This window comes from Pseudomonas sp. LBUM1657 (assembly GCF_059716075.1).
In genome coordinates this window covers 3,714,111-3,736,606 of record NZ_CP166799.1, presented here as the reverse complement: position 1 = coordinate 3,736,606, position 22,496 = coordinate 3,714,111, and the positions used below count along the sequence as shown (strand labels likewise).

The following is a 22,496-nucleotide window of genomic DNA, read 5'->3' as shown; positions in this document are numbered from 1 at the left end:
AACATGGCGGAAGACGCACCAGTTGCACTTTATTCGTGTGTTTAACGCCCTATCCCAATTGCGCGGAGCGCAGCATGTCCACTCCCGATCTGAACCTGCTGATCACCCTTGATGTGCTGCTCGCCGAAGGCAGCGTGGCGCGTGCCGCCAAACGCTTGCGGCTGAGCCCGTCGGCGATGAGCCGGGCGTTGGCGCGATTGCGGGAAACCACGGGCGATCCGCTGCTGGTCCGGGCCGGTCGAGGCCTGGTGCCCACCCCCAGGGCGCTTGAATTGCGCGAGCGGGTCAGTCAATTGGTGCAGGATGCAGAAGCGGTTCTACGTCCTGCCGAGCAACCCGATCTCAGCCAACTGGTGCGAACCTTTACCCTGCGCACCAGTGAAGGCTTTGTGGAGAATTTCGCCGCGGCGCTGATTGCCCGCATCGCCGAGCAAGCCCCCGGGGTGCGGCTGCGCTTCGTGCACAAACCTGACAAGGACAGCACTTCACTGCGTGACGGGGCTGTCGATCTGGAAACCGGCGTAGTGGGAAAGAGTGCCGGCCCGGAAGTTCGTACTCAGGCTTTGTTCCGCGACCGCTTCATTGGCGTCGTGCGGGCGGGCCATCCCCTGAGCCAGGGCGAGATCACGCCTGCCCGTTATGCGGCGGGCGGTCATATCAGCGTCTCGCGGCGCGGACTCGACAAGGGGCCTATCGATGAAGCCCTTGAAGCGCTTGAACTGGAGCGACAGATCGTGACCATCGTCGCCGGCTTCTCGACCGCGCTGTCACTCGCCCGGGCCACCGACCTGATCGCCAGCGTTCCGGAACGGCACACCGCAAGCCTGCGAGAGGGCATGCACAGCTTTGCGCTGCCGTTAGTCTTGCCAGTGTTCACGGTAGCGATGTTGTGGCATCCGCGGCTGAATGCCGATCCTGCTCATACTTGGTTACGTGGTTGTGTTCGTGAGATATGTTCGCAATCGATAACAGTGGACTAGCAAGTTGATATCAATCGTAAGTGTTAAATCATGACGCAAGTCTTAAGTTGGTGTAACGATTAAGTCTGGTTTTGGCATGACACGTAATAAGAATACAAATTTTTGATATAAAGACATTTTGAACTTGTTTGGTTACTTGAAGTATTGCCTCTATTGCTGCGACTGTGAAACTTTCTCTTTTGCAGTCGAGATTTGTTTTGTATGGCGTAAGGCTATGATAGTGGCAATTAACAATTAGGCAATGTGGTTGTTGTTAATCGCGACGTGGTCAGATAACTGATTGAAAAATAAAATAATAATTAGTTGCGAAAGTTTCATCGGCAGAAGTTTTGGATTTGCGTAGTTGTAATTGAATTTCGCGTTCGTCGTATAAACAAAGTAAGCGCCCAATAACGGATGCAATTTTTCGTCGCGATGCTAGTGTTTGACGTCTCCAGTTAACCAAGCGTTATCTATCTGCAGGGCGAGCCGTCATGCCGACTCCAAATCCTCGGATTGCAATACTCGGTAATAGAGTCCCAAGCTTGAACCTTCCGGAGCTTGAACGCTTTACTGATCTGGGCAGCCTGCTCGCTGCACCTGCCTTTGATGTCCTGCTGCTTGACATGCCAGCCGCTTACGCAGGGCGAGTGCTTCGAAAGTTGCGCTCGATTCCCCCTTATCGTTACACCCTCATTTACTGCTGCCGGGATCAGAATGGCTGGTGTGAAGCCTTGGGTGATGGCGCGTGCCCCGTCGACTCCAGTGAAATATTCAGCCTCTGGGGGGTGTGGCAAGAACGTTTCCGGCAGTTCACACAGGGATCCGCACCCGAGCGTTTCGAAACTCGGGTGCTTTCCTGGTTGTGGCTACGCGGCAGTGCTCACGTGTACGCCCTGCGAGATCCGGAGGTGCCTCAGCATTATCGCTATCCATTGCTGGATGTCTTGGCTGATAACGAACAGATCAATCCTTTTGTCTGGCTCAGCTTGATGGTGCAACAGGGCTGGCTGGAAGAGGGGGTTCTGATCGATCGCGTGCGCCTGTGTTCGGACTGTGGTTCGGGCCGGCTCAATTACATTGACGTGTGCGCCGAATGCCAATCCCTGGACATTTCACGGCAACCTTCCTTGCACTGCTTTACGTGTGGACATGTGGGGCCACAGGAATCCTTTCTCAAAGACGGGGTGTTGCTGTGCCCCAACTGCCTGAACCGTTTGCGCCATATCGGCAGTGATTACGACCGCCCCATGGAGAACTATCGCTGCCGCTCTTGCCAGGCGTTTTTTGTCGATGCCGATGTGCAAGCGCGTTGCCTGGACTGCGGCCTGTCACACACGCCCGACAAGTTGCGAGTCCGCGAGATCAGGGATTTTCGCCTGGCTGAGGCTGGGCGTTTCCGCTGCCGCCAGGAGTTCAGTGATCGATCGGCGCAACACTTCGGTCGACTCAATCTGTTGGGCGGCAAGGATTTCTACGACCTGCTGAGCTGGCAAATCCAGATCGTGCGCCGCTACCCGGAGCCTGCCTTCTCGCTGATCGGTCTGCGCTTCGTCAACCTTGCCGATACCTTGTCGCGCCTGGGTGAGCACCGAGGCCATGCCTTCATTGATAGCCTGACCGACCGTTTGAAGGAAACCGTCAGGGATACGGACCGTTGTTCGCGAAGTACCGAAGAGTTCTTCTGGATCATGCTTCCGCATACCGAAGGCAAGGGACTGGAAACCGTAAAGCAACGCCTTGGCCGGGTTGCCGAATTGTTTTCAGCACCGGAGGTCAGTGACATCTCCCTGCGGGTCATCAGCATCACGGCGCCCCACGATCTTCTTGAGCAGGAAGATGGCGAACTCCTGCTGGCCCGTCTGGCCAGTGAACTGGTGTGATGCCATGAGCCCATTAATGGAGCAACTCTACATCGCATTCACTGCGCTCTTGGGGCCCGATGGTTTGAGCCGCTTGTTCTTCATGCTTTTTCCGCTGTTTCTGATCTTTGAATTGCCCCTGATGATCATGGTGTTGCTGGGGGTGTTGCGCTGGTTTACCCGTCGGCGCACCCGTATACCGAAGATCAGCGTCTATCGGCCCAGGGTCTCTTGCATCATTACCTGCTACAGCGAGGGGATGGACGTTCAGACCACGCTGCTCAGCCTGTGCGAGCAGACGTACGCCGGCCACATTGAGATGATACCGGTGGTGGACGGGGCCACGATCAACCAGCCGACGCTCAGCGCCGTTCGCAGTTTCAATGTGGATCCGCAGTTGTACCCCAGGCGTCATTTACGCCCGATCGCCAAATGGCAGCGGGGCGGGCGGGTGTCGTCGTTGAACGCCGGACTGTCGCTTGCCAGCGGTGAAATCGTAATGGCGCTTGATGGCGATACGTCCTTCGACAACAACATGGTCAGCGCCATCGTGCGCAATTTCGAGGACCCCTCGGTGCCTGCGGTCGCCGGCAGCCTGCGGGTGCGCAACGTCTGGGGCTCTTGGGTCACGGCGATGCAAGCGCTGGAATATCTGTTATCGATCCATATGTCGAAAATCGGCTTGGCCGAATGGAACCTGGTCAACAACGTGTCGGGCGCTTTCGGGGCTTTTCGACGCAGTTTCCTGGTGAAAATCGGTGGCTGGAACACTCACACAGCGGAAGATCTGGACCTGACGTTACGGATCAAAAGCTACTTCAAGCGACACAACCTGCGGATTCCTTTTGAACCGGAAGCGATTGGGCATACCGATGCACCGGCAACGCTCAGTCAGTTTCTGATGCAGCGCTTGCGCTGGGATGGCGACCTGTTTTTTCTCTATGTCAGAAAGCACAACCACAACATCAACCCGGGCCTGTTAGGTTGGCCGACCTTCCTGATGATCCTGGTCAGTGGCTTCTTTTTTCAGCTGGTGCTGCCCTTCATCATCTTCAGCTACACCTTGTTGGCGCTGTTTATTCTGCCGGGCAAGACGCTGTTGTTTCTGTTTGTCCTGATCTATCTGCTGTACCTGATGATCACTGCGCTGATGTTCGGCGCCATGTTGTTGATGGTGTCCGACCGCCCTCGACAGGACATGACCCTGGGGTTGCTGGTACCTGTCTTCCCTTTGTTCATGCTGCTCATGCGGTGCTGGAGCGCAGTGGCCATGCTCAACGAAATCTTTCGTCGTGGCCATGAAGAAAGCTCGATGGCGCCGTGGTGGGTGCTTAAACGAGCCACGAGATTCTGATATGCGATCGATACTGCTGCTTCTGGCGCTGGTGTTGCCCTCGACGACGCTGGTCGCACAGTCCCAGCCGCTTCAGGCGGTGGGGGGGCAGTCGGGCAAATGGACCCAGGCCAGTTATGTCTGGGACAGCGAAGCGTTGCTCGATCCCGATCATCGGGAGACCGAGATTGATGCACTGGGTAAGGCCGGGATGGACAAGATCTACCTGGGCCTCAAGGCCGCACAGATCAATGATCTGGATACGACGCGCCGACAATTGGGACAACTGCTGCAGGAGGCGGCGAGCAAGGGATTGCAAGTGAGTCTGCTGCTCGGTGATCCGGCCTGGATCGAGCCGCAGGAACGCCAGCAGCTCACCGACTTGTTGGAGAAACTCAAAGGGCTTTCCTTCACCAGCCTGCACTTGGACCTGGAGGTCGAACAGCTGGGCGTGCCAGTGCCTGATCAGCGCTTGAAGAACTGGCTCGACACCTTGCGCGCGGCCTCCCGGGAGAGCCCATGGCCGGTAGAGATTTCCAGCCATCACCGCTGGTTCACTGAGGCAAAACCCGGACAAACCTGTGTGCCGTGCGCGCTTCCCGACGCAGGCGTGCGCCAAGTCAGCCTGATGATCTACACCCGCAACCCGAAAAACAGTGCACGGATGGCAGAGCAGATCGCCAAACGCTGGCCCGATCTGCAGTTTCGCCTGGCGCAAAGCACGGAGCCGCAACTGGATGCCACTGAGTCCTGGGCCGGCGCATCAACCGAACAGTTGCAACGCCAGACCACTGCCTGGCGCGAACAACTGCAACCACGAGGGATTGCCGGCATCGACTGGCAAGCCTGGCGAGACTTTCCAAAACGGTGAGCCGTCATGAAGATTCGTTTCGACAGTCGCAAAGAACTGAGCCCTACCCAGGAACAAGGTTTGACGGTGCTCTACGCACCGGGCAAGCGCATGGCGTTTCGTGTGCGCTGGTATTTGATCCTGCTGCTGGTCGCGAGCCCGTTGATATGGCTGGGTGGCAAGCTGGTCTACGGCATGCTGATGATCGACGCCCCGGCGCAATTGCGCCTGCCGATTCTCGAGGTGCGCGCGCGGGATGCCGGTCGGGTCGAGCAGCTGTTTGTCATCGCCGGAGAACAGGTCCGGGCCGATCAGCCGTTGGTCAATCTCGACAATCCGGAATGGCGAGCCCGACTGGCGCAATTGGCCGCCATGCCGACGGACACGACACGCATTACCAGCACCAAACTGGACGGCCGGGAGCGGCAGTTGCTCAGGACCCGAATAAGCAGGGCGCAGCAACGGGTGCAGACGCTTGAAGACCTGGTTATACGCGGCGCCGTCTCCCGTGGTGAAGTGCTGGCGGCCGAATCCGAACTCGATGCTTTTCGAGCGGACTTGCTGGCGTACGAGCGCCGCGAGCAACAGGCGCGTCAGTCGCCGTTGAGCGTTGAACGCGAGATTGTTCAACAGAACGCCGAGCGGCAGTGGCTGAAAACCCGCCTCTCAGCGTTGTCGGTGAATGCCGCGCAAAGCGGCCGGGTGGCCGAGGTATTGGTTAATCCTGGGGAAAACGTCGGTGCCGGTACCTTGCTGATGCGCATCGAGCGACTGGAGGACCCGCTGCTGTGGATTTATCTGGAACCGCTGAACATCAGCTACGCCGCGATTGGCCAGCCGCTACGCGTGCGCATGCCCGATGGCGAGTGGCTAACGGCCCATGTGGTCCAGGCCGTCGACAGCGCCGGTCGCACGCCGACGGTACTGCGTGGACCGTTTGCGGCCAGCGAGATGGGTTTGCAGGTCGCCGCCCGGTTTGATCAGCCGCTGTCCCCGCGCTGGAGAATCGATCAATTGCCGTTGAATGTGCGCTTCCCGACCGATTGGCAAGAGATGTTCAGCAACAGTCGTGAACTCATCAAGGGAATAGCCGACTTCATTGCCATGGATCGAACCCCCACTACCGCACCGGGGAATAAATGAATCCTGGCGGTGACCGAACACCCTGTCTTTTCAGAACGTGAACTGACGTGCGGAGTGTGATGGAGACTGGGCCATTTCGATCTCCAGCAGATGCTCGACCAGCACATCGTTCAAAAAGCGGAACTGGTCATTGAGCCCGATCACTTCATTGTTGAAGTGATTGGCGGCGGCCGGTATCAGCAGCGCCTCGAAGTCTTTGTCGAACACCAGCGAGAGCTCTTTGCGCGAGACGACTTGCTGGGAATAGTAGTTGTTGCCGAAGACCGGAAAGCTCACGGCCAGGGTGACGGAGACAATCATGACGTGCGCTCCTCGGACAGCAGGTACCAGGAAAAAATGCTCAGGGTCACGCCCGTCAGGGCCAGGCAGGTCAAGAGATGGATAATCATGATTCGCCCCTCCGATACGGGGTTTTGTGTTGGGTTGAGATTGATCCTACGCTGACGGTTTTTGAGCGGAAGGCATTCGCGGCGATGGTGAATATCGATGCCAGTGATGGTCGGTTTTTCGGGGTGACTTGAGGGCCTCTTCGCGAGCAAGCCCGCTCCCACAGTGGATCAGCGTCGGTCACAAATTTGTGTTCCACCACCGACTACTGTGGGAGCGGGCTTGCCCGCGATGAGGCCCTGAGCCACGCAATCAATATCCAGACGAACGGGTAATTGCCGAGGCCTATACTCAAATCAGAAGGCCTTTAACCACCGAATATCCTGTTCGGCGGAAAACTGTAGGACACCGCGATCTTGAACCTGCGTTCGCTGGTCGTCGCCGCGTTGGTGGTGTTGGCGGGATGCGCCACGCCTGTGCGTGCCCCGGTGGAACCGCCGGTCGTGGTTTCCCAGAGCACCTGGCAGCAGGTGGATCGGGAAATTGTCGCGGCGTCGCAATCGGCCACCGAGCAGACCAAAATCTACGCGCGCGGCGCCATGGATTATTGGCGGACGCGGGTCTATCAACTGACCGAAGAGAACTTCATTCCATGGTTCAGCAGTTACTGGACCCAGGAATGGCTGTCGGTGAAAGTCAGTTGGTACACCCTCAGCGCCAAGGGTGAGCAGGACGCCTCGGCCAAGCGCTTGGCGGCCTATCTGCTGGAGCAATACCAGAAGCGCGTGCTGGCGCCCGTCGCGGTGGAAATCGATCCCGACGCGATTCTCGGCCTGGCAACGGCGTTCTACGTGGACATTCTTCAGGAAGAATTGCAACGAACCTCCCAGCGCCACGGCGTGCCGATGGCTCAGCTCAACGGTCGTATCCAGAAAATCCCCGCGATCGCACTGGGGCCGCCGTCCGCCCGGGACGCTTCGCTGTATCAGGTCATGCACACCCAGCCGCTGAACACGCTGCCGGCTTACGCGGCGCTGATCGACAAGATCCACAAGGCCGGCGGCGACAAGGGGGTGGATTCGACAGACACCGCCATGGCGCCGGTGGCCAAGCGCGCCAGCAAACGGATGGAGGCCGAAATGGCCCCGCGCGGGGCGGCCAGTGCGGTGGCTGCCGCGGCGGGCAGATTGGCGGGAGGGCTGATTACCGTGGGGGTGGCGGGAATTCGCGCCATGATACAGGCCAACGATCGGCCGGACAGCGAGGCGCTGATTCGCAGTAGCCTGGGTAATACGTTCGACAAAGCGTGGACGAAGCTGGTGCAAAATCCGACGACCGGCGTGATGGCCGGCACGCTGTACATGGCGGCGCAAATCGAAGGCAATCTGGCGGGGAGCGCTGAAATACCGTCGGTCAGTTCGAGCAGCGGATCGGTCGATTGGAGCCCGACCGAATCGACTAACCAGCAGATGCCCATAACCCAAGGAGAATGACCATGTCTTACGTAGATGGCTTTGTTATTGCCGTACCCACCGCCAACCGCGAAACATTCAGGAAACACGCCGAGTCCGCCGCCGCCGTGTTCATGGAGTACGGCGCGCTCAGCCTTGCCGAATGCTGGGGTGACGACGTGCCTGAGGGCAAGGTGACGTCCTTTCCCATGGCCGTGAAACTCAAGGACGACGAAACCGTGGTGTTTTCCTGGATCATCTGGCCCGATAAGGCCACCCGTGACACAGGGATGGAAAAGGTCATGTCCGATCCGCGGATACAGCCCGACGTCAATTCGATGCCGTTCGATGGCCAGAGAATGATCTTTGGTGGTTTCGACATGATCGTGAAGGCCTGAGACCAACGGCAGGATCACTCCGGCGACGGGGTGGTCCTGCAACTCTTGCGATTGCGAATCTCGCTGTCCGTCGGCCGTTCCTTGACGAACTCGAAGCGCGGTTCACCTTCGTTGTAATGAACCAGCCAACCCCATTCCAGCTCGGACTCATCTTGACCGGGTTTCGGTGGCACGGCCCACCATGGCTCTTTGCTGATGATCTCTCGCATGGCCCCCTCCAGTTGAATCGTTTGCATGAACTATAACTTGGATGTCAGGAGGTGCCACGTATGAGCGACGAATCCCATGAACCGTTAAAACGCCTGTTTTTTGCCTTGGACTGCGCACCCGCACAGCGCCGGGCGATTGCCCAATGGCGCAGCGCGCTTCAACTCAGGAGCGGACGCCCGGTGCCGGCGGAAAACTTTCATTTGACGCTGAAGTTTTTGGGCGCTGTCGAGGTCAGGCAGATTGCGGACATCTGCGCGGCTGCCGCGAGTGTTCGAACGCCAGGTGAGGCCCTGACGGTTGCGCTTGATCGCCTGGAAGTGTGGCGCAAGTCAGGGGTTTTGTTGCTGGTGCCAGAGCAGGCACCACCGCAGTTGCTGCGTCTGGTTTACGACCTGGAGCAGGCGTTGCTGCCGTTCGGATTGGTGGATGCGCCCAAGGAGTTCCGCCCGCACCTGACCTTGATGCGCGACTATCGAGCGCCGGTCCCGGAGTCCGCGACGCCCCCCGAGTTTTTCCTGCGCGCGGATCGTTTCACCCTGTTCGAATCCACCAAGGGCCGCTATCGAGCGCTGGCCGAATGGCCGCTGGCTACGTCATAAGCCAAAACAAAAAAGGCGCCCGAGGGCGCCAAACTTCACCTTAACCGAGGAAGCCAGGTGAAACCGTTCTTCTGAGAGGAGTGCAGCGGTGGTAAGGCGCTGCGTGAACGGAAAACGGGAGAGCACCACTGTCCAAATGTGGGAGCGGGCTTGCTCGCGAAAGCGGTGGGTCAGCCACCATCGATGTTGAATGTGGTGGCCCCTTCGCAGGCAAGCCCACTCCCACAGGGATCAGCGTCGTCCACAAATCTGAGTTCCACCCCGGACCACTGTGGGAGCGGGCTTGCCCGCGATGGCGGCTTCAAGTGCAGCACAGGCTTCGAGTGAATTACTTGCCCAACTTCACCCGCGTCCACCCCCGGGTCATCACCCGCTGGATACCAATCGGCATATCCGGAATGGCATACAACGTCGCCATCACCTGTTGCGACGGGTAGGAACCCGGGTCGTCACGAATCGCCTCATCCACCAACGGCGTAGCCGCTGCGTTGGCGTTGCTGTAGCCGATGTTGTTGGTGATCTCGGCAATGATGTCCGGGCGCATCAGGAAGTTCATGAACAGGTAGGCGTTCTCCACGTTGGCGGCGTCCCGTGGGATGGCGACCATGTCGTAGAAACTGCCAGCACCTTCTTTCGGGATGCTGTAGTCGATCTTCACCGTGTCGCCGGCTTCCTTGGCGCGGGCCTTGGCCTGCAGCACGTCGCCGGAGTAACCGACGGCCACGCAGATATTGCCGTTGGCCAGATCGGAGATGTACTTCGATGAATGGAAGTAAGCCACCGAAGGCCGAATCTTCATGAACAGCGCTTCAGCTTCAGCGATCTGGTCTTTGTCCTGGGTATTCACCGGATAGCCCAGATAGTGCAGGGCGGCCGGGAGCATTTCCGTGGGCGAATCAAGGAAACTGATGCCGCAGGCTTTCAGCTTGGCGGCGTTTTCCGGTTTGAACAGCAAGTCCCAGGAGTTCGTCGGCGCGTGAGTGCCGAGCACTTCCTTGACCTTCTCGGGGTTAAAACCGATACCGATCGAGCCCCACATGTACGGGAACGCATGACCGTTGTCCGGGTCGCTGGTGGAAGCGTTTTTCAGCAGCACCGGGTTGAGGTTTTTCCAGTTCGGCAGCTTTGACTTGTCCAGCTCCTGATAGACGCCAGCCTTGATTTGCTTGGCCAGGAAACTGTTGGACGGCACGACAATGTCGTAGCCGGATTTGCCGGCCAGTAGCCGTGCCTCAAGGGTTTCATTACTGTCGAACACATCGTAGGTCACGCGGATGCCGGTCTCGTCTTCGAACTTCTTGACGGTGTCCGGCGCGATGTAATCCGACCAGTTGTAGACGCGCAGTACCTTGTCATTGGCGTGGGCGCCGGTAGCCATTGCGCCCAATAAGGACAGTGTCAGCAGAGTCCTGCCAAACATTTTCATCGGTACAACTCCATTCTTTTTTCATCGACACAAAACTGTGAAACGCGACGGCACTAGGCCGTCGCTTCTACCATTTGCTTTTTAGGTTGCTGCCAGGATTCGCTGGCGGTCTGGTCCATGGCTTCCTGGATCGCCCGTTTGCGGGTGGCTTCGGCGCGGCGGCTGAAGTACCAGACCATGAAGGTCACGATCGAGACGGCAAGCAGAATCAGGCTGGCCACGGCGTTGATCTCCGGTTTCACCCCCAGGCGCACCGCCGAGAACACTTCCATCGGCAAGGTCGTGGAGCCCGGGCCAGACACGAAGCTCGCCAACACCAGATCATCCAGCGACAGGGCAAACGACATCATGCCGCCGGCCGCCAGTGACGGTGCGATCATCGGAATGGTGATCAGGAAAAACACCTTGAACGGCTTGGCGCCCAAGTCCATGGCCGCTTCTTCGATGGACAGGTCCAGCTCACGCAAGCGGGCGGAAACCACCACCGCCACATAGGCTGCACAGAACGTTGTGTGCGCGATCCAGATGGTGACGATGCCACGCTCCATCGGCCAACCGATCAACTGTGCCATCGCCACAAACAACAGCAACAGCGACAGACCGGTGATCACTTCCGGCATCACCAGCGGCGCCGTCACCAGGCCGCCGAACAAGGTGCGACCCTTGAAGCGCGTCACGCGGGTCAGCACGAATGCTGCCAACGTGCCGAGCGCTACCGCGGCAATCGCGGTGTAGCAGGCGATTTCCAGCGAGCGCCCCACCGAGCCCATCAGTTGCGTGTTGTCGAGCAAGCCGACGTACCACTTCACCGACCAGCCGCCCCACACCGTCACCAGTTTGGAGGCGTTGAACGAGTAGATCACCAGAATCAGCATCGGCAGGTAGATAAACGACAGGCCGAAAATCAGCATGAACTTTGAAAATCCGAAGCGTTTCATCCCCGTGCCTCCATCTCTTTGGCCTGGCTGCGGTTAAACAGCAGAATCGGAACAATCAGGATCAACAGCATCACCACTGCAAGGGCGGATGCCACCGGCCAGTCGCGGTTGTTGAAGAACTCTTGCCACAGCACGCGGCCGATCATCAGGGTCTCCGGGCCACCGAGCAGTTCCGGAATCACGAACTCACCGACCACCGGAATGAACACCAGCATGCAACCGGCGATGATCCCGTTCTTGGCCAGCGGCACGGTGATTTTCCAGAAGTTGTTAAAGTTGCTCGAACCCAGGTCGGAGGCGGCTTCCAGCAGGCTGCCGTCGTGCTTGACCAGGTTGGCGTACAGCGGCAGCACCATGAACGGCAGGTAGGCGTAAACCACCCCGATGTAGACCGCCGTGTTGGTGTTGAGGATCTCGATCGGGTGCGACGTCAGCCCAGTCCACATCAGGAAGCCGTTGAGCAAACCGTTGTTGCTGAGGATGCCCATCCACGCATAGACGCGGATCAGGATCGCGGTCCAGGTCGGCATCATGATCAGCAACAGCAGAACGTTTTGCGTTTCCTTGTTTGCCTTGGTGATCGCGTAGGCCATCGGGAAGCCGATCACCAGGCACATCAGCGTGCTTAAAAACGCGACCTTCAACGAGCCGAAGTAAGCCGAGATGTACAACTCATCTTCGGTCAGCAACGAGTAGTTGCCGATGTTCAGCAGCAGCTGGAATTTCTGCTCGGCGAAGGTGTAGATCTCTGAGTAAGGAGGAATGGCCAGGGCCGCTTCCGAGAAGCTGATCTTCATCACCAGGAAGAACGGCAACAGGAAAAACAGGCACAGCCACAGGAAAGGAATCCCGATGACGAGCTTTCGACCACTCGGCATCAGCCGCATGAACTGCTGATTGAGTGTTTTCATGAGCGCAGTACCACGCCGCTGTCGTCTTCCCACCACACGTAGACCTTGTCGTCCCAGGTCGGCCGCGCGCCACGGCGTTCGGCGTTGGCCATGAACGACTGCACGATTTTGCCGCCAGGCAGCTCGACGTAAAACACCGAGTGGCCGCCTAGGTAAGCGATGTCATGCACCTTGCCTTGGGACCAGTTGTAGCGGGTCTCGGGTTGGGTCGTGCTGACCAGCAGTTTTTCCGGGCGGATGGCGTAGGTGATCGACTTGTCCTGCACCGAGGTGCTGACGCCGTGACCGACGTAAATCTTCTGCTCCAGGTCCGGGCTGTGAATGATCGCATGACCTTCCAGGTCTTCCACAACGGTGCCGTCGAAGGCATTCACGTTGCCGATAAACTCACACACCATGCGGCTGACCGGTGCTTCATAGATGTCGACCGGGCTGCCGATCTGGGCGATCCAGCCCAGGTGCATGATCGCGATGCGTTGGGCCATGGTCATGGCCTCTTCCTGATCGTGGGTCACCATCACGCAGGTCACGCCGACCCGCTCGATGATTTCCACCAGCTCCAGTTGCATCTGCGAGCGCAGCTTTTTATCCAGCGCGCCCATCGGTTCATCGAGCAGCAACAGCTTCGGACGCTTGGCCAGGGAGCGGGCCAGTGCCACACGCTGACGCTGACCGCCGGACAGTTGATGCGGCTTGCGCTTGGCGTATTGGGTCATGTGTACCAGTCGCAGCATCTCTTCAACGCGGGCGTCGATTTCGCTGGCGGACAGACGATCCTGTTTCAGGCCGAAGGCAATGTTCTGCGCCACGGTCATGTGCGGGAACAGCGCGTACGACTGGAACATCATGTTGATCGGCCGTTCGTACGGCGGCATGTCGGTGATGTCCACGCCGTCGAGGAAAATCCGCCCCTCGGTCGGACGCTCGAAGCCGGCCAGCATGCGCAGCAGCGTCGATTTGCCGGAACCGGAGCCGCCGAGCAGGGCGAAGATTTCCCCTTGATGGATCTCAAGCGAAACATCGTCCACAGCGGTGGTTTCGTCGAATTTCTTGGTAACGCGGTCGACTTTTACCAGCACCTTTTTCGGTGCCTGGTGACCTTCAAGAGCCTTCCTGTAGATGCTGGAGGCGTTTGCCATGTGAAACTCCCAACAGGTTTCAGTCGTCGGGCCAACGCGGCCTGACTTAAGAGTGGATTGCAAGCCCGAGCCGTACGGTGCCAGTCAATTCAACCGCGGACCCTGTGGGAGCCGGGCTTGCCCGCGATGGCGGTGTGTCAGTCGACATCATCGTTACCTGACACACCGCTTTCGCGGGCAAGCCCGCTCCCACAGGAATTTGCGCTTACTTCGCTGGCATCGCCCAGCTCGGGCTTATTCGGCACCGCCATCCTGGCTGCCTGTTCGTACTTGTTGTTATTGCGGTTTATCTATTACGTGAGCGACGGCGCGCAAAGGCGCACCCGACTGACTCACGGGGGGCAGTAAATTGATTAGTCGAGGGTGACGTTAGCGCGAACTACGCAACGCCGCCCGTTGCCGGCACGCGTCGCCAAACGCCTGGAAAATACTCAAGTAGGGAGGATTCGAAAGCACCTGCCATTCCGGGTGCCATTGCACACCGACGGCGAAGGCCTTGCTGTGCTCGACCGAGATCGCCTCGATCAAACCGTCCGGCGCAAGCGCTTCAGCTCGCAGGCCGGGCGCCAGTCGGTCGATGCCTTGGCTGTGAATCGAGTTCACCTGAAATTCCGGTGGCAGCTCCAGCGCTTCAAACACGCCGCCCGGTTGCACAGTCACCGCATGCGCCGGTGCGTACTGCACCGCCAGCTCCGGACTGTCCGCTTCCCGGTGATCGAGCATGCCGGGCAGTTCGTGGACCCGCTGATGCAGGCTGCCGCCGAACGCCACGTTCATTTCCTGAAAACCACGGCAGATGCCCAGCACCGGAACACCAGCGGCAATGGCTGCACGTAATAAGGGAAGGGTGGTGCTGTCCCGCGCCGGATCGTGATCCGTGCCGGGGGCGCTGGCCGGGCCTTGATAGTGGAAGGGTTCCACATTCGACGGCGAGCCGGTCAGCAACAGACCGTCGAGCTGCGCGAGCAGGTCATCGATTTCGGTCAGGTCACCTAGGGAAGGAATGACTACGGGCAACCCCAGCGCCGCGACGCTGACAGCACGCAAGTACTTGTCGCCGCTGATGTGGTAGGGGTGCAGGCCAATCTGTTTGACGCACGCTGTAACGCCGATCAATGGCTTGAATGCCATTTTTATCACCTCGAAGTTTCACACTTGAACGAGCTTTTCCGGAGCTTAGCCTTGTTGATTTTAATTAACAACTCTCATGTAAAAAATTCTAAACGCCGATCGTCCGATCTCCAGGGTTTACGCGCGGCTCGCGGCTTAATTGGCACTCTCGTGCCCATAAAAGGCCCGAAAATAAAGGTTGAAAGGCCAAGTGTTCGCTATTGACTTCACTTTGCCTTTCGGATTGACTGGGCTCGTGAAAGGGTAGTGAACATAATAATTAACAGTTAATAGGTGCATCATGTCGGTCCCTCTGCGTGCCGTTCAACTCAACGAAGCAAACGCATTCCTTAAGAAATATCCTGAGGTTTTGTACGTCGACCTTCTGATTGCGGATATGAACGGTGTGGTGCGCGGCAAGCGCATCGAGCGCACCAGTCTTCATAAGGTTTACGAAAAAGGCATCAATCTCCCGGCGTCACTGTTTGCTCTGGACATCAACGGTTCTACGGTGGAAAGCACCGGCCTGGGTCTGGACATCGGCGACTCAGACCGAATCTGCTTCCCCATCCCTAATACGCTCAGCATCGAGCCATGGCAGAAGCGCCCGACCGCGCAACTGTTAATGACCATGCACGAGCTCGAAGGCCAGCCGTTCTTCGCTGACCCTCGCGAAGTGTTGCGTCAGGTCGTGAGCAAGTTCGATGACATGGGCCTGACCATCTGCGCCGCGTTCGAACTGGAGTTCTACCTGATCGACCAGGACAACGTGAACGGTCGTCCGCAATCGCCACGCTCACCGGTGTCCGGCAAGCGTCCGATGTCGACTCAGGTGTATTTGATCGATGACCTCGACGAATACGTCGATTGCCTGCAAGACATCCTCGAAGGCGCGAAAGAGCAGGGCATTCCTGCGGACGCCATCGTCAAGGAAAGCGCCCCGGCGCAGTTCGAAGTGAACCTGCATCACGTCAATGACCCGATCAAGGCCTGCGACTACGCGGTGTTGCTCAAGCGTCTGGTGAAGAACATCGCCTACGACCACGAGATGGACACCACCTTCATGGCCAAGCCGTATCCGGGCCAGGCGGGCAATGGTTTGCACGTACACATTTCGATTCTCGACAAAGAAGGCAACAACATCTTTGCCAGCGAGGATCCCGAGCAGAACGCCGCACTGCGTCACGCGATCGGCGGTGTGCTCGAGACCCTGCCGGCGCAAATGGCGTTCCTGTGCCCGAACGTCAACTCGTACCGCCGTTTCGGCGCGCAGTTCTATGTGCCGAACTCGCCGAGCTGGGGCATCGACAACCGTACCGTGGCGGTACGTGTGCCAACCGGTTCGGCGGACGCCGTGCGCATCGAACACCGCGTTGCCGGCGCCGATGCCAACCCGTACCTGCTGATGGCGTCGGTGCTGGCCGGTATTCACCACGGCCTGACCAACGAAATCGAACCGGGCGCACCGGTGGAAGGCAACAGCTACGAGCAGAACGAGCAAAGCCTGCCGAACAACCTGCGCGATGCACTGCGCGAGCTGGACGACAGCGAAGTCATGGCCCGCTACATCGACCCGATGTACATCGACGTGTTCGTGGCGTGCAAGGAAAGCGAGCTGGCCGAGTTCGAGAACTCCATCTCCGACCTTGAGTACAACTGGTACTTGCACACCGTTTGATGGCCAACACTCGGCAGTTATGGGTAATGGGGTGCACACAAAACAAGTGTGCACCACCAATCCCTGTGGGAGCGGGCTTGCCCGCGATGACGGCAGCACATTCAACATTGATGTCGCCTGACATACCGCCATCGCGGGCAAGCCCGCTCCCACAGGGAATTGCGGTGTTCTGATCCTTTGCTGGTTGGCTTCAATCCAGCAACTACAAATTCCTCTGCGTCGAGTCACAACCATGACAAACACTCGCAGCGACTGGGAACAACGCTTCCAGTCCCTAACACTCGAAGGCCGCGCATTCATCGACGGCCAATACTGCCCGGCACTCAGCGGCGACACCTTTGAATGCATGAGCCCGGTCGACGGTCGCTTCCTGGCCAACGTCGCCAGCACCGACGAAGCCGACGCCAATGCGGCGGTCGCCGTCGCACGCCGCACCTTCGAGTCCGGCATCTGGGCCAAACAGGCACCCGCAGAACGCAAGCGCATCCTGATCCGCTTCGCCGACTTGATCCTGGCCAACCAGGACGAACTCGCCCTGCTCGAAACTCTCGACATGGGCAAGCCAATCAGCGATTCGATGAACATCGACATTCCAGCAACCGCCAACGCGATCCGCTGGAGCGCCGAAGCCATCGATAAGATCTACGACGAAGTCGCCGCCACGCCGCACGACCAACTGGGCCTTATCACCCGCGAACCCGCAGGCGTCGTAGCCGCCATCGTGCCGTGGAATTTTCCGCTGATCATGGCTAGCTGGAAGTTCGCCCCGGCCCTCGCCGCAGGCAACTCGTTCATCCTCAAGCCTTCGGAAAAGTCGCCACTGACCGCCATCCGCATCGCGCAATTGGCGCTGGATGCCGGTATCCCGAAAGGCGTGTTCAACGTCCTGCCGGGCTTTGGTCACACCGTCGGCAAGGCATTGGCGTTGCACATGGACGTCGACGTGCTGGCCTTCACCGGCTCGACCGCGATTGCCAAGCAACTGCTGATTTACGCCGGGCAAAGCAACATGAAACGCGTCTGGCTCGAAGCAGGGGGGAAGAGCCCAAACGTGGTGTTCGCCGACGCGCCGGATTTGCGCGCGGCAGCACAAGCGGCGGCCAGTGCGATCGCCTTCAACCAGGGCGAAGTCTGCACGGCTGGCTCGCGGTTGCTGGTGGAGCGTTCTATCCGCGAGCAGTTCATTCCGCTGCTGGTGGAAGCGCTGCAAGCCTGGAAACCGGGGCACGCTTTGGACCCGGAAACCACCGTCGGCGCGGTCGTCGATCAGCGTCAACTGGACAACGTGCTGCGCTACATCCAGGTCGGCAAAGACCAGGGCGCGCAACTGATCGCGGGCGGCAGCCGCACCCTCGAAGGCACCGGTGGCCTGTACGTGGAACCGGCGATTTTCGACGGTGTGACCAACGCCATGACCATCGCCCGTGAAGAAATCTTCGGCCCGGTGCTGTCGCTGATCACCTTCGACACCGCTGAAGAAGCGCTGGCCATCGCCAACGACAGCATCTTCGGCCTCGCCGCAGGCGTGTGGACCAGCAACCTGAGCAAGGCCCACACCTTCGCGCGCGGTTTGCGCGCCGGCAGCGTCTGGGTCAACCAGTACGACGGCGGCGACATGACCGCGCCGTTCGGCGGGTTCAAGCAGTCGGGTAACGGTCGAGACAAATCGCTGCACGCGTTCGACAAATACACCGAACTCAAAGCGACCTGGATCAAGCTCTAACACCTCTACAACGGCGGTCGCCGGCACATGCCAGCGGCCATCGGAGAAACGTATGAAACCAACAACACATGTAAACAGCTACTACGCCGCCACCCGCAACTTCACCGGCGACTTCCCGATCCTCGAACAAGCGGTGGACTGCGACGTCTGCGTGATCGGCGCCGGCTACACCGGTTTGTCCTCGGCCCTGTTCCTCGCCGAAGCCGGCTACAGCGTGACCGTGCTCGAAGCCGCCAAAGTCGGTTTCGGCGCCAGCGGTCGCAACGGCGGCCAACTGGTCAACTCCTACAGCCGCGACGTCGACGTCATCGAAGAACGCTACGGCGACAAGACTGCCGAAGTCCTCGGCAGCATGATCTTCGAAGGCGCCGACATCATCCGTCAGCGCATCCAGCACTACGACATTCAGTGCGACTACCGGCCGGGCGGCATCTTCGCCGCGCTGAACAAAAAGCAGCTCAAAGGCCTGGCCGAGCAAAAGAGCAACTGGGAACGCTACGGCAACAAAAATTTGAAAATGCTCGACGCGGCGGACATCAAGCGCGAAGTCGGTTGCGACAACTACGTCGGCGGCCTGCTCGACATGCAGGGCGGCCACATCCACCCGCTGAACCTGGCCCTCGGCGAAGCCTCGGCCATCATCGGCCTGGGCGGCAAAATCTACGAGCAATCGGCGGCAGTGGAAATCACCTACGGCGAACCGATCACCGTGCGCACCGCCAAAGGCGTGGTCCGCGCCAAGTACCTGCTGATCGCCGGCAACGCCTACCTGCCGCAAGACCTCGACAACCGCGTCACACGCAAAAGCATGCCCTGCGGTTCGCAAATCGTCGTCACCGAGCCGCTGTCCGAGAAGGTTGCGCGCAGCCTGATCAAAAACAACTACTGCGTCGAAGACTGCAACTACCTGCTCGACTACTACCGCCTCACCGCCGACAACCGCCTGCTGTACGGCGGCGGCGTGGTCTACGGCGCCCGCGAACCGGACGACATCGAGCAACTGATCAAACCGAAAATCCTCAAGACCTTCCCGCAACTGAAGGACGTGAAAATCGACTACCGCTGGACCGGCAACTTCCTGCTGACCATGTCCCGCATGCCGCAATTCGGCCGCATCGAGAAAAACGCCTACTACATGCAAGGCTACAGCGGCCACGGCGTCACCTGCTCGCACCTGGCCGGCAAACTCATCTCGGAAATGATCCGCGGCGACGCCGAACGCTTCGATGCCTTCGCATCCTTGCCGCACATGCCCATGCTCGGCGGCCGAACCTTCCAGGCCCCGCTCACCGCCATGGGCGCCGCGTACTACGCGCTGCGTGACCGTTTCGGCATCTAGCAGTCAACACAATCCCTGTGGGAGCGGGCTTGCCCGCGAAGGGGCCATATCAACCACCATCGATATCGCCTGACACACCACCTTCGCGAGCAAGCCCGCTCCCACAGGAGATCTACGACGAACACAAAATCTGTGCACGACCACGACCAAACTGTGGGAGCGAGCCTGCTCGCGAAGACGGCAGCCCAGCCCCCATCAACATCACATGACCAACCGCCAAAAGTCCTTTTCACCCACCCATTCATCGAACCTGCTGAGCATCACCACCAAACGTGATTTAATACCCGCCTTTCACATTTCCGGGACAGGGAAGCGGTACTTTCGCGGCCAAAAGTCGCCCGCCATCCACCCCCATAACCCTTAAGTATTCTTCGCATAAGGCTGTCATGGACACGGGCTCACGACTCAAATTAGTACGCGAAAGCTACAAACTGTCCCAGCGCGAGCTGGCCCGGCGTAGCGGCGTCACCAATGCCACCATCTCCCTGATCGAACAAAATCGCGTCAGTCCCTCCGTCAGCTCCCTCAAAAAACTGCTCGAAGGCATCCCCATGTCCCTGGCGGACTTCTTCACCTTCGACCAACCACCCCGCGAGCATCAATACGTCTTCCGCGCCAACGAACAGCCGGACCTCGGCCGTCACGGGCTGCGGCTGCTGCTGATCGGCGCTTCGGTGCCTAGCCGGCAAATGCGCCTGCTGCGCGAGCAATACGCGCCTGGCGCGAGTTCGGGAGAAGAGCCGATTGTGCACTCGGAAGGGGAGGAGTGTGGGCTTGTCACTCGCGGCACCGTTGAGCTGACGGTTGATGGGCAGATTAGTGTGTTGAATGCCGGGGATGGGTATTACTTTCCGACGACGCTGCCGCATCGGTTTCGGAATATTGGCCAGAACGAAGCCGAAATCATTAGCGCCAACACCCCGGCTAACTTCTGATTAGTTAACTTTTTCAGTGCTTCCCTGTATTGGATGCAGGGCTCTAGAGGTTTTGAACGTTGTACTCATGATGGATTATGTGTTTATGGATATTCGAACAATTTGCTATTACCTCTGGGCGTGGATCATGGTCTTCGCCTGTGCAGGTTTTTACTCCGTGATACTTATGTTGGGGTTGTTGCAGGTAATAACCCTGGAAGACACGCACTTCTATGCTATAGGGCTTGCCATTTATATGGTTCTTTGCTTTCTCGGCTTGCGCTACTACGTTCCAAGATTGCGGAAAATGGACCTCGATGAGACGTTGAATGGCAGATACACCAGTGTGCGAGCATCCAGGGTCGGAATCTTCATTGGCGCTTCAATTGGGACCATAATTTTTATCCCCCAGATAGATAAGATCAAGTTCTTGAGTGACTTGCCTCATTGGGGTGCCATTGGAGTTTTATTTTTTGCTTTTGCATGTGCCGTGTTTGTTTTTGCTCACTATGTCTGGAAACCGGGTCGCAGGCGCTAATTAATTACATGATCTGCACAAGCCGCATCAAAAGAAGGTGACAGGTCCATTTAGATAAATAGATCTGTCACCTTTTTAGTTTTGGAAGGCCTCTATTTGGATAGTTTGATGAATCGTTTCTGGGTTTGTGGGGATTATATGTAGGATAAAAAGAAATGGTGTGTAGGGCTTTTCGGATCGTCGCTCGTTTATGTCGTTTGTTAGAGTGAGCAATAGTAATGATATGGTTATAATTTTTGATGTATGCACTGATTGTAGCGAAGCTCAAAAACTATAAAACTTTCTGAGGGGGGGTGTTAATGCGGTTGCGGGTTTTCTTTACCGTTTTAATTTCGGATTTACTAACTGTTATGCTTTCCATACTTTATGCGGCATTACTTGCGTGGTTGATAGAAAGAGTGGTCCCTTTAAGTGGGGGTTATTATTGGTTGGTGCTAGGTGCTTTTTTTGTTTTTTGTTGTTTGTTAACTTTTATTATTGTTCTCCCAGTTATATTGATGTTTCACTTGGGCGCGATTTTAATCCCGAAAGAGATTCTGCTTGGGTTGCGTATTTTGGCGCTTTTATCGGTTCTTTGTTTTGGGCTGTTGTTATCGTTCTACAAATTGATCTAGCATTTTCGCTGCGAGGCAAGCTTTCTTTTGTCGTTAGTGTGGCCGTTTTTATATTGGTTTTTACCTGTCTATACGTTTATATAATGAGGCTGCGCCGAAGAAAGTGATGTGCTTGATGACGTGGTTCATTCTAAAGTTGTTTCTTTTGCAATGTTTTTTATTGTGATTGTATCGACCAAGGCTTCAAAGGTCAGTGCCAGTTTTCCCATTTGTCTGTATGCTCGTTCATAGTTGATGGGGTCTTTCCTGAAAAGCTCAAGCATAAAAAAGGGGGCGGATCTATTTCAATAAATAGATCTGTCCCCTTTATTGTCCTTTATTGGTCCTTTATTGCAGGTTACGCGTGGCAATGTTGAGATGACGGTTGATGGGCAGATCAGTGTGCTGAACGCTGGGGATGGGTATTACTTTCCGACGACGCTGCCGCATCGGTTTCGGAATATTGGGGCGGATGAGGCGGAAATCATTAGTGCTAACACACCGGCTAACTTTTGATTGAGTAGATGTTTCAGTGTTTCCATCGATGCTGATGCATGGCTATAATATATTTCAAATATTGTAGCCATGATGGATCATATTTTTATGAATTTAAGCAGTGCTCGCTATTATATTTGGGTAGGCTCTCTTGTTCTCGGCTCGGCGGGGCTTTATACACTAATAGTTGTCGAAGGGATTAAGCAGATAATGCCCTTGGAGGGCAGCGCTCTGCGAGCGACCTATATTGTGATCTATATAGCTATCAGCTTTTTTTGCTTGCGTTTTTATATTTCCAGACTAAGGAGTGTTTGGCTTGGCGGGATGATGGATGAAAAGTATATGAGTTCGCGTGGCTCTTGGATTGGAATTATCATTGGAGCTGCAACTGGGACCATAATTTTTATTCCCCAAGTGAAAAAAATTGAGTTTTTAGACAATGTGCCTTATTTTTTTGTTTTAGCAGTTATGTTTCTTGTTTTTGCGTTGATCTTGTTTTTCTTGAGCTTTTATACAGGCCAATCACGGCGTAGGTAATGATTGGCTTGTACTCGATCATA

21 protein-coding genes and 1 pseudogene are annotated in these 22,496 nt (G+C 57.3%); 15 read left to right on the top strand and 7 right to left on the bottom strand.

Annotated elements, in window-relative coordinates; translation table 11 throughout:
- Positions 1-74: 74 nt before the first annotated feature.
- The 5 genes from ACA055_RS17180 (at position 75) to ACA055_RS17160 (ending at position 6,147) form a co-directional block, all read left to right on the top strand.
- Positions 75-980, top strand: coding sequence for a LysR family transcriptional regulator (locus tag ACA055_RS17180; RefSeq protein WP_497679734.1), 906 nt, complete (start codon positions 75-77; stop codon positions 978-980).
- Between the two features lie 524 nt (positions 981-1,504).
- Positions 1,505-2,842: a TackOD1 domain-containing metal-binding protein gene (locus tag ACA055_RS17175; RefSeq protein WP_497679733.1), complete on the top strand. Its 1,338-nt coding sequence runs from the start codon at positions 1,505-1,507 to the stop codon at positions 2,840-2,842.
- A 16-nt stretch (positions 2,843-2,858) separates the two neighbouring features.
- Positions 2,859-4,175 carry a glycosyltransferase family 2 protein gene (locus tag ACA055_RS17170; RefSeq protein ID WP_497684438.1) on the top strand — a complete coding sequence of 439 codons (1,317 nt, stop codon included), beginning with the start codon at positions 2,859-2,861 and terminating at the stop codon, positions 4,173-4,175.
- 1 nt (position 4,176) lies between these two features.
- Positions 4,177-5,025: a hypothetical protein gene (locus ACA055_RS17165; protein WP_497679732.1), complete on the top strand. Its 849-nt coding sequence runs from the start codon at positions 4,177-4,179 to the stop codon at positions 5,023-5,025.
- Positions 5,026-5,031: 6 nt separating this feature from the next.
- Complete coding sequence (locus ACA055_RS17160) at positions 5,032-6,147, top strand: HlyD family secretion protein (RefSeq protein WP_497679731.1); 1,116 nt, start codon at positions 5,032-5,034, stop codon at positions 6,145-6,147.
- A gap of 30 nt (positions 6,148-6,177) precedes the next feature.
- Here the strand turns inward: ACA055_RS17160 and ACA055_RS17155 are convergent, their stop codons facing one another.
- Positions 6,178-6,447, bottom strand: coding sequence for a hypothetical protein (locus ACA055_RS17155; RefSeq protein WP_497679730.1), 270 nt, complete (start codon positions 6,445-6,447; stop codon positions 6,178-6,180).
- A gap of 443 nt (positions 6,448-6,890) precedes the next feature.
- Here ACA055_RS17155 and ACA055_RS17150 point away from each other — a divergent pair, with 443 nt between their 5' ends.
- Together ACA055_RS17150 and ACA055_RS17145 are read left to right on the top strand one after the other, a co-directional pair.
- Positions 6,891-7,967, top strand: a complete 1,077-nt coding sequence (locus tag ACA055_RS17150; RefSeq protein ID WP_497679729.1) for a hypothetical protein — start codon at positions 6,891-6,893, stop codon at positions 7,965-7,967.
- Between the two features lie 2 nt (positions 7,968-7,969).
- Positions 7,970-8,323, top strand: a complete 354-nt coding sequence (locus ACA055_RS17145) for a DUF1428 domain-containing protein (RefSeq protein WP_497679728.1) — start codon at positions 7,970-7,972, stop codon at positions 8,321-8,323.
- A 14-nt stretch (positions 8,324-8,337) separates the two neighbouring features.
- Here the strand turns inward: ACA055_RS17145 and ACA055_RS17140 are convergent, their stop codons facing one another.
- Positions 8,338-8,532: a hypothetical protein gene (locus ACA055_RS17140; protein ID WP_497679727.1), complete on the bottom strand. Its 195-nt coding sequence runs from the start codon at positions 8,530-8,532 to the stop codon at positions 8,338-8,340.
- Positions 8,533-8,592: 60 nt separating this feature from the next.
- Between ACA055_RS17140 and thpR the strand changes: the two genes are divergently transcribed.
- Positions 8,593-9,132, top strand: a complete 540-nt coding sequence (gene thpR, locus ACA055_RS17135; RefSeq protein WP_497679726.1) for an RNA 2',3'-cyclic phosphodiesterase — start codon at positions 8,593-8,595, stop codon at positions 9,130-9,132.
- 328 nt (positions 9,133-9,460) lie between these two features.
- On the opposite strand, the gene ACA055_RS17130 is transcribed toward thpR, so the two are convergent.
- The 5 genes from ACA055_RS17130 to ACA055_RS17110 all read right to left on the bottom strand — a co-directional run bounded on the left by ACA055_RS17130 (position 9,461) and on the right by ACA055_RS17110 (position 14,677).
- Positions 9,461-10,558 (bottom strand): polyamine ABC transporter substrate-binding protein, encoded by a 1,098-nt coding sequence (locus tag ACA055_RS17130; protein WP_497679725.1) that lies wholly within the window; start codon positions 10,556-10,558, stop codon positions 9,461-9,463.
- Positions 10,559-10,611: 53 nt separating this feature from the next.
- A complete protein-coding gene (locus ACA055_RS17125; RefSeq protein WP_497679724.1) occupies positions 10,612-11,496 on the bottom strand; it encodes an ABC transporter permease subunit in 885 nt (294 codons plus the stop codon).
- Positions 11,493-12,374 (bottom strand): ABC transporter permease subunit, encoded by an 882-nt coding sequence (locus ACA055_RS17120; protein WP_497684437.1) that lies wholly within the window; start codon positions 12,372-12,374, stop codon positions 11,493-11,495. Before ACA055_RS17120 ends, ACA055_RS17125 begins: the two co-directional genes overlap by 4 nt.
- 29 nt (positions 12,375-12,403) lie before the next feature.
- Positions 12,404-13,546: a polyamine ABC transporter ATP-binding protein gene (potA, locus tag ACA055_RS17115; protein WP_497679723.1), complete on the bottom strand. Its 1,143-nt coding sequence runs from the start codon at positions 13,544-13,546 to the stop codon at positions 12,404-12,406.
- Between the two features lie 369 nt (positions 13,547-13,915).
- Entirely contained in the window at positions 13,916-14,677 is a 762-nt protein-coding gene (locus ACA055_RS17110; RefSeq protein ID WP_497679722.1) for a gamma-glutamyl-gamma-aminobutyrate hydrolase family protein, read from the bottom strand.
- 280 nt (positions 14,678-14,957) lie between these two features.
- On the opposite strand from ACA055_RS17110, the gene ACA055_RS17105 reads away from it, so the two are divergent.
- The 7 genes and pseudogenes from ACA055_RS17105 (at position 14,958) to ACA055_RS17075 (ending at position 22,473) form a co-directional block, all read left to right on the top strand.
- The gene (locus ACA055_RS17105) at positions 14,958-16,334 is read left to right on the top strand and encodes a glutamine synthetase family protein (RefSeq protein ID WP_497679721.1); all 1,377 of its coding nucleotides are present in this window, start codon (positions 14,958-14,960) and stop codon (positions 16,332-16,334) included.
- 232 nt (positions 16,335-16,566) lie between these two features.
- Positions 16,567-18,057, top strand: a complete 1,491-nt coding sequence (locus tag ACA055_RS17100) for an aldehyde dehydrogenase (RefSeq protein ID WP_497679720.1) — start codon at positions 16,567-16,569, stop codon at positions 18,055-18,057.
- A gap of 52 nt (positions 18,058-18,109) precedes the next feature.
- The gene (locus ACA055_RS17095) at positions 18,110-19,396 is read left to right on the top strand and encodes an NAD(P)/FAD-dependent oxidoreductase (RefSeq protein ID WP_497679719.1); all 1,287 of its coding nucleotides are present in this window, start codon (positions 18,110-18,112) and stop codon (positions 19,394-19,396) included.
- 386 nt (positions 19,397-19,782) lie between these two features.
- Positions 19,783-20,331, top strand: a complete 549-nt coding sequence (locus ACA055_RS17090; RefSeq protein WP_497679718.1) for a cupin domain-containing protein — start codon at positions 19,783-19,785, stop codon at positions 20,329-20,331.
- A gap of 85 nt (positions 20,332-20,416) precedes the next feature.
- Positions 20,417-20,848, top strand: coding sequence for a hypothetical protein (locus ACA055_RS17085; RefSeq protein WP_497679717.1), 432 nt, complete (start codon positions 20,417-20,419; stop codon positions 20,846-20,848).
- 950 nt (positions 20,849-21,798) lie between these two features.
- Positions 21,799-21,957, top strand: a pseudogene (locus ACA055_RS17080) (cupin domain-containing protein); the annotation flags it as partial.
- Between the two features lie 87 nt (positions 21,958-22,044).
- Positions 22,045-22,473, top strand: coding sequence for a hypothetical protein (locus tag ACA055_RS17075; RefSeq protein ID WP_497679716.1), 429 nt, complete (start codon positions 22,045-22,047; stop codon positions 22,471-22,473).
- Positions 22,474-22,496 lie beyond the last annotated feature (23 nt).

Bases quoted from the DNA above. Each gene is read 5' to 3' on its own strand.
- ACA055_RS17180 (WP_497679734.1), top strand. From the start codon at position 75: ATGTCCACTCCCGATCTGAACCTGCTGATCACCCTTGATGTGCTGCTC.
- ACA055_RS17170 (WP_497684438.1), top strand. From the start codon at position 2,859: ATGGAGCAACTCTACATCGCATTCACTGCGCTCTTGGGGCCCGATGGT.
- ACA055_RS17165 (WP_497679732.1), top strand. From the start codon at position 4,177: ATGCGATCGATACTGCTGCTTCTGGCGCTGGTGTTGCCCTCGACGACG.
- ACA055_RS17160 (WP_497679731.1), top strand. From the start codon at position 5,032: ATGAAGATTCGTTTCGACAGTCGCAAAGAACTGAGCCCTACCCAGGAA.
- ACA055_RS17155 (WP_497679730.1), bottom strand. From the start codon at position 6,447: ATGATTGTCTCCGTCACCCTGGCCGTGAGCTTTCCGGTCTTCGGCAAC.
- ACA055_RS17145 (WP_497679728.1), top strand. From the start codon at position 7,970: ATGTCTTACGTAGATGGCTTTGTTATTGCCGTACCCACCGCCAACCGC.
- ACA055_RS17140 (WP_497679727.1), bottom strand. From the start codon at position 8,532: ATGCGAGAGATCATCAGCAAAGAGCCATGGTGGGCCGTGCCACCGAAA.
- thpR (WP_497679726.1), top strand. From the start codon at position 8,593: ATGAGCGACGAATCCCATGAACCGTTAAAACGCCTGTTTTTTGCCTTG.
- ACA055_RS17130 (WP_497679725.1), bottom strand. From the start codon at position 10,558: ATGAAAATGTTTGGCAGGACTCTGCTGACACTGTCCTTATTGGGCGCA.
- ACA055_RS17125 (WP_497679724.1), bottom strand. From the start codon at position 11,496: ATGAAACGCTTCGGATTTTCAAAGTTCATGCTGATTTTCGGCCTGTCG.
- ACA055_RS17120 (WP_497684437.1), bottom strand. From the start codon at position 12,374: ATGCCGAGTGGTCGAAAGCTCGTCATCGGGATTCCTTTCCTGTGGCTG.
- potA (WP_497679723.1), bottom strand. From the start codon at position 13,546: ATGGCAAACGCCTCCAGCATCTACAGGAAGGCTCTTGAAGGTCACCAG.
- ACA055_RS17110 (WP_497679722.1), bottom strand. From the start codon at position 14,677: ATGGCATTCAAGCCATTGATCGGCGTTACAGCGTGCGTCAAACAGATT.
- ACA055_RS17105 (WP_497679721.1), top strand. From the start codon at position 14,958: ATGTCGGTCCCTCTGCGTGCCGTTCAACTCAACGAAGCAAACGCATTC.
- ACA055_RS17100 (WP_497679720.1), top strand. From the start codon at position 16,567: ATGACAAACACTCGCAGCGACTGGGAACAACGCTTCCAGTCCCTAACA.
- ACA055_RS17095 (WP_497679719.1), top strand. From the start codon at position 18,110: ATGAAACCAACAACACATGTAAACAGCTACTACGCCGCCACCCGCAAC.
- ACA055_RS17090 (WP_497679718.1), top strand. From the start codon at position 19,783: ATGGACACGGGCTCACGACTCAAATTAGTACGCGAAAGCTACAAACTG.
- ACA055_RS17085 (WP_497679717.1), top strand. From the start codon at position 20,417: ATGGATATTCGAACAATTTGCTATTACCTCTGGGCGTGGATCATGGTC.
- ACA055_RS17075 (WP_497679716.1), top strand. From the start codon at position 22,045: ATGAATTTAAGCAGTGCTCGCTATTATATTTGGGTAGGCTCTCTTGTT.